Here is a 6,469-nt window from a genome sequence, read left to right on the forward strand (position 1 = left end):
CGACCACGGCCACGACGGTCGGCGGGAGATGCGAAGCTGGGTGGCCCTGACGGCGTACGGCGCGGTGGTCGCCGCGGTGAGTTATCTCGTGATCGCCACCGACCGGCCGAACCTCGTCGCCGCCGTCCTCTCGGTCGCGGGTGGCGTCGGCGTTCCCGGTGGTGGCGGGGGTCGGCTGAGCGCGCGGTCGGGCGAGTTCGCGATCGCAGGAGAGAATGGGCTGACCTGGCCGAAAGGGGTGCGCGTGGACTTCCTTCTCGTCGGCATCGCCGGGATCGTGTGCATCGTCGCGGTCACGGTGCTCTCACCCCGGGTCGGTGTCGCGGCGCCGCTGCTCCTCGTGCTGATCGGCGTCACGATCAGCCTGCTCCCGGCTGTGCCCGCGATCGAGATCGAGCCGGAGCTGGTCCTCGCAGGGGTGCTGCCGCCGCTGCTGTACTCCACTGCCGTGTCGATGCCCGCGATGGACTTCCGTCGGGACTTCACCGCGATCAGCGGACTCTCCGTCCTCCTCGTCATCCTCAGTGCTCTCCTGCTGGGGCTGTACTTCCGTGCGGTGATCCCTGGCATCGAGCTCTCGACGGGCATCGCGCTCGGGGCGATCGTGAGCCCGACGGACGCGGTCGCGACCTCGATCGTGCGCAGGCTTGGGGTGTCGCCGCGGGTCGTCACCGTGCTGGAGGGCGAGAGTCTCCTCAACGACGCCTCCGCCCTCGTGCTGCTCCGCTCGGCGATCGCGGCGACGGCGGCGTCGGTGTCGCTGTGGGGTGTGGCCGGCGACTTCGTATGGGCGGTCATCGCGGCCGTCGTCATCGGTCTGCTCGTCGGCGGCGCCAACCTCCGGGTCCGCGCGAGGATCACCGAGGCCCCGCTCAACACCGCCATCTCGTTCGTCGTCCCGTTCGTCGCCTACGTTCCCGCGGAGCAGCTCGGCGCCTCAGGCCTCGTCGCTGCCGTCACCGCCGGCCTGGTCACCGGACAGGGGGCGCCGAAGTATCTGCGGCCGCAGGACCGGCTGTACGAGGCCTCGAACTGGCGGACGATCGAGCTGCTGCTCGAGGGATCGGTCTTCCTGCTCATCGGCCTCGAGCTCTACGGGGTGCTGGAGGACGTCCGGGAGGCTCACAACAGCGCTCTGAACGCCCTGCTCGTCGGTGTCAGTGCGGGCGCGATCGTGCTCGTGATCCGCGCGGCGTACGTCCTCCCGCTCCTGCTCTCGGCGCGCCGCCGCCGCCGCGCCGCGCCGCGGGTCCGCAAGCACATCGAGGGGATCCAGGACCGGCTCGACTCGGGCGAGCTCCCGGGCCGGCAGCAGGTCCTGCGCAGACGGATCCGCCGGTCGCTGGCCGACGTGAACTACATCATGGCCGAGCCCCTCGGCTGGCGAGAGGGCGTCGTGCTCGTCTGGGCGGGTCTGCGTGGCGTCGTCACCCTCGCCGCGGCACAGTCATTGCCGCAGGAGACGCCCGAGCGTTCGTCGCTCATCCTGATCGCGTTCGTCGTCGCCGTCGGCAGCCTCCTCGTCCAGGGAGGGACCCTGCCCTGGGTCGTCCGGGCGTTGGGGCTCGCCGGCCAGGCCTCCGACGACGGGTCCGAGCGACGGGCACTCTTCGGCGAGCTGGCGAAGGCGGCCGACGACCGCCTCGCGTCACCGGACCTGCGTCGGCCCGACGGCTCGCCGTACGACGAGGACGTCATGGAGCACGCCCGGAGCCTGGTCACCATCCGGCTGTCGGAGGACGAGGAGGCGGTCGAGGACAGCTCCCGGATCGTCGCGCAGTACCACGAGCTGCGGCTCCTCATCGTCGCCGCGGAGCGGGAGGCGCTGCTGAGGGCGCGCGCCCTCGGCACGTACAGCTCGGCGACGCTGTCCGAGGCGCTGAACGTGCTCGACGCGGAGCAGATCAACACCGAGCTGAGGGCGGGCCCGATGCTCGACGACGACGCAGCCGGCTGATCGCGGCCGAGATCCAGCCTGGCCTCCGGGCTGCGGAGGCGCGACGATGGAGACCTCGGCCACCACCGCGAAGGACCGACATGACGGCAACGACCTCCCCCGGGCGCGTGGAGCACCGTGTCGCCCTCCTCACCGTGGACGACGATCCGGCGGTGTCACGCTCGATCGCGCGAGACCTACGGCGCCGTTACGGCGCCACCCACCGGATCGTGCGCGCCGAGTCCGGGGAGCAGGCTCTCGAGGCGCTGCGTGAGCTCAAGCTCCGTGGCGAGGAGGTGGCGGTCCTCCTGGCCGACCACCGGATGCCCCAGATGACGGGCATCGAGTTCCTCGAGAAGGCGATCGACCTGTTCCCCGCGGCGCGCCGCGTGCTCGTCACCGCCTATGCCGACACCGAGGCGGCGATCGACGCGATCAACCTCGTCGACCTGGACTACTACCTGCTCAAACCCTGGGACCCCCCGGACGAGAAGCTCTACCCGGTGATCGACGACCAGCTCGACGCCTGGTCCCGCACCGACCGCCACCCGGTGGGCGAGACGAAGCTGGTCGGGCACCGCTGGTCGGCACGCTCGTCGGAGGTGCGCGAGTTCCTGGCACGCAACCAGGTGCCGTACCGGTGGTTCGCCTCCGACTCGGCCGAGGCACACGCGCTCTTCACGGCCGCGACTCTGGACGACCCGCAGCTCCCGGTCGTCGTCACGCCGGGCGGCGACGTGCTGGTGGCGCCCACCGACGCCGAGCTCGCCGAACGGGTCGGGTTGGTGACGCAGCCTCGGTCCGACTTCTACGACCTGATCGTCGTCGGCGGCGGGCCCGCCGGTCTCAGCGCGGCGCTCTACGGGGCGTCCGAAGGGCTCAGGACCGTGCTCGTCGAGCGCACCGCCACCGGAGGGCAGGCGGGGCAGAGCTCGCGGATCGAGAACTACCTCGGCTTCCCCGACGGCGTCTCGGGCGCCCAGCTTGCCGAGCGCGCACGGCGTCAGGCGCTCAAGTTCGGTGCGGAGATCGTCACCACCCGCGACGCCGTCGGGCTGGAGGTCAACGGGCCGGCACGCACCGTCCGCTTCCCCGATGGCAGCTCCCTCGACGCGCAGACGATCATCCTGGCCGGCGGAGTCACGTACCGGCGGCTCGACGGCCCCCTGTTGGACGACATGACTGGGCGAGGGCTCTACTACGGGTCGGCGCTGACCAATGTGGCCGCCTGCGCCGGCCAGGACGTGTACGTCGTCGGCGGGGCGAACTCCGCCGGCCAGGCCGCGATCGCGCTGGCCCGCGAGGCTCGCAGCGTGACCATCCTCGTCCGTGGGCCAGCGTTGACGCAGTCGATGTCGGCGTACCTCGTGGAGCAGGTCGAGGCGCACCCCCGGATCCGGGTGATGACGTCGACCGAGGTCGCGGCGGGATGCGGAGACGGGCACCTCGAGGGCCTGGTGCTGCGCGACCTCAGCACGGGACGTATGACCACGGTCCCGTGCGGGTGGGCGTTCGTCTTCATCGGCGCCGTGCCGCGGACGGAGTGGCTCGACGGGGTGGTCGTGCGCGACCGCTACGGGTTCGTCCCGACGGGCCCCGACCTCCTGCAGGACGGCGCGCGACCACCGGGGTGGACGCTCGACCGGGTGCCGTACCACCTCGAGAGCAGCGTGCCCGGCATCTTCGCCGCCGGCGACGTCCGGGCCGAGTCGGCGAAGAGAGTCGCCTCCGCCGTCGGAGAAGGAGCCATGGCCGTGATGCTGGTGCACCGCTACCTGGAGCAGCTGTGAGCACGCCCGAGCCGTTGCCGTGCGACGTCGCCGAGCTGCGCCGGATGTTCCTGTTCGAGCGCCTCGAGGACTGGCAGCTGGCGTGGCTGTGCGAGCACGGCCGGGTGGAGCACGCGAAGCCGGGATGGCTCATCCGCGAGGGCGATCCGGCGACGTGCTTCTACGTGATGCTGGAGGGGGAGATCGCCCTCTATCGCACGGTCGGCGGTGACGACGTCGAGACCTCCCGGACCGCCCGGGCCGGCGTGTACACCGGAGCCTGGTCGGCGTACCTGGGGGACCGTGCTCCGCAGGTGTACACCGGCTCGACCAAGGTGCTGGAGCCGTCGCGGTTCTTCGTCCTGGACGCCGCCGACTTCGCCAAGCTGATGGCCGACTGGTTCCCGATGGCGGTGCACCTCCTCGAGGGCCTCTTCTTCGGGACGCGCAACACCCAGGAGGCGGTCGGGCAGCGTGAGCGGCTGCTGGCTCTGGGGTCCTTGTCGGCCGGCCTCACCCACGAGCTCAACAATCCCGCGTCCGCGGCCGTGCGCGCGACCGCGACACTGCGCGAGCGGGTCGCGGCGATGCGCCACAAGCTCGCGATGATCGCCGAGGGCACCCACGACCGCGAGACGATCACCGCGCTGATGGCGCTCCAGGAGGACGCACTGGCGCGTCGCGCCGACGCCGTATCGGCGGACGTGCTCGGTGTCCTCGAGGCGTCCGACCTGGAGGACCGGCTCGCCGACTGGCTCGACGACCACGGGATCGAGAACGGTTGGGAGATCGCCCCGGTGCTCGTGCAGGGCGGCATCGACGAGACGTGGCTCGACGCCGCGGCGGCCCGGGTGGACCCCAGCGCGCTCGCCGGCGCGATGCGCTGGCTCGGCTACACGCTCGAGACCGAGGAGCTGATCGCCGAGATCGAGGATGCGACCAACCGGGTGTCGACCCTGGTCAACGCGGCGAAGCAGTACTCCCAGCTCGACCGCGCCCCGTTCGTCCGCACCGACGTCCACGAGCTGCTCGACGCGACCCTGCTGATGCTGCAGATGAAGCTGCGCGGCATCACCGTGGTCAAGCACTACGACCGCAGCATCGCGCCCGTCCCGATGTTCGCGGCGGAGATGAACCAGGTCTGGACCAACTTGATCGTGAACGCGGCACAGGCGATGGCGGGAGACGGGACCCTGACTCTCACCACGCGTCGCGTAGAGGACTGGTGCGAGGTGGAGGTCGCGGACACCGGTCCGGGGATCACGCCGGAGAACCAGGAGCGGATCTTCGAGCCGTTCTTCACGACCAAGGCCGTCGGCGAAGGGACGGGACTGGGGCTCGACATCTCCTGGCGGATCGTGGTCAGGAAGCACCATGGTGACCTGACGGTGGAGTCGGAGCCCGGCAGCACCCGCTTCACGGTCCGCCTCCCGTACGACGCGGCCGGCTGACCCCCTCCCGTCCCCGACCCTCCCGTCCCCGACCCTCCCGTCCCCGATTTGTGCAGTTGGTCAAGGAATCCGGGTGCCGATTCCTTGAGGAGGTGCACAAATCGCGTACGGGGCGAGGCGCGGGGCGGTCAGCCGAGGGTCGACGCGCGGGCCACCAGCTCCGGGGCGAAGACGATGTGCTGGCGCTCACCGCTGCCGCCGGCCTCGATCTCGGCGAGGAGCAGCTCGGCGGCGCGCCGGCCCATCTCGCGTGAGGGCTGGCGCACCGAGGACAGCGGGATGGCTGCCGAGGCGGCGTAGTCGATGTCGTCGTAGCCGATCAGCGCGATGTCGTCGGGCGTCCTCAGCCCACCCCGGGTGAAGGCCTGGAGCATCCCCATCGCGATCAGGTCGTTGGCCGCGAACACCGCGTCAGGACGCTCGTCGGCCGGCAGCGCGACGATCCGCTCGCCCTCGGCCAGTGCCGGGGCGACGTGCATCCCTGTGATCTCGCGGTAGTCCAGCGAGGCGTTGCCGACACCCTCGACCGCTCGCCGTCCACCGGCGAGGCGGTCGCGGACCTGCTCGATGTCGGTGGAGGCGCCGACGAAGGTGATGCGTCGCCGCCCGGTCTCGAGCAGGTGCTCGACCGCGAGCCGGCCACCGCGCTCGTCGTCGACCGAGACTGAGCTGTACGACTCCGTCGACGCGAGCCGGTCCAGGAGGATCACCGCCATGCCGCGTGAGCGGAGGCGGTCGAGGCGGTCGAGGACGTCACCGACCGGTGAGATGAGCAGGCCGTCGACACGCTGCTCCTCGAAGAGGTCGAGATAGGCACTCTCCCGGGCGGCGTCCTCCGCGCAGTTGGCGAGCAGGACGCTGCGCGACCGCGCGGTCGCCTCGTCCTCGACACCCTGGGCGACGTCGGTGAAGAAGGGGTTGCGGATGTCGAGCACGATGAGCCCGATCGACCGGCTGTGTCCCTGCCGGAGCTGACGGGCCGCCTCGTTGCGGACGAACCCGAGGTCGCGGATCGCCGCGAAGACCCGCTCCGCGGTCTGCTCCGACACCTTGGCAGGGTGGTTGAGCACGTTGGAGACCGTGCCGACGGAGACGCCTGCGAGCGCAGCGACGTCACGGAGGCTGGCTGCCGGGGTCGGTGTCGACGGGGGCTTTGCCACCGGCATCTCCTGTATCTAGGTCTGTCGCATGGCGGACGGTGCGTGAAGTCTGCCACTGAATCGTTTCAAGGGGTCCCTTGACCCTTGTGAGTCGGCTCATATACCTTGTGAACGCCACGTTAATTGAAACGATTCAAACGCGCTACCCCTCAG

General features: G+C 70.8%; 4 protein-coding genes. 3 read left to right on the forward strand and 1 reads right to left on the reverse strand.

All coding sequences use genetic code 11. The annotated features are described in order from the left end of the window. The 3 genes from PV363_RS06600 to PV363_RS06610 all read left to right on the forward strand — a co-directional run. Nucleotides 1-1,957, forward strand: a 1,957-nt coding sequence (locus tag PV363_RS06600; RefSeq protein ID WP_301021951.1) for a cation:proton antiporter, incomplete at its 5' end; no start/stop codon positions are given. An 80-nt stretch (nt 1,958-2,037) separates the two neighbouring features. Beyond that, complete coding sequence (locus PV363_RS06605; RefSeq protein WP_301021952.1) at nt 2,038-3,726, forward strand: FAD-dependent oxidoreductase; 1,689 nt, start codon at nt 2,038-2,040, stop codon at nt 3,724-3,726. After that, a complete protein-coding gene (locus PV363_RS06610; protein ID WP_301021953.1) occupies nt 3,723-5,156 on the forward strand; it encodes an ATP-binding protein in 1,434 nt (477 codons plus the stop codon). Before PV363_RS06605 ends, PV363_RS06610 begins: the two co-directional genes overlap by 4 nt. A gap of 128 nt (nt 5,157-5,284) precedes the next feature. Here the strand turns inward: PV363_RS06610 and PV363_RS06615 are convergent, their stop codons facing one another. Continuing rightward, nucleotides 5,285-6,316, reverse strand: coding sequence for a LacI family DNA-binding transcriptional regulator (locus tag PV363_RS06615; protein ID WP_301021954.1), 1,032 nt, complete (start codon nt 6,314-6,316; stop codon nt 5,285-5,287). Nucleotides 6,317-6,469 lie beyond the last annotated feature (153 nt).

This window comes from Mumia sp. (assembly GCF_028803055.1).
Lineage (GTDB): Bacteria > Actinomycetota > Actinomycetes > Propionibacteriales > Nocardioidaceae > Mumia.

Bases quoted from the DNA above. Each gene is read 5' to 3' on its own strand.
- PV363_RS06605 (WP_301021952.1), top strand. From the start codon at position 2,038: ATGACGGCAACGACCTCCCCCGGGCGCGTGGAGCACCGTGTCGCCCTC.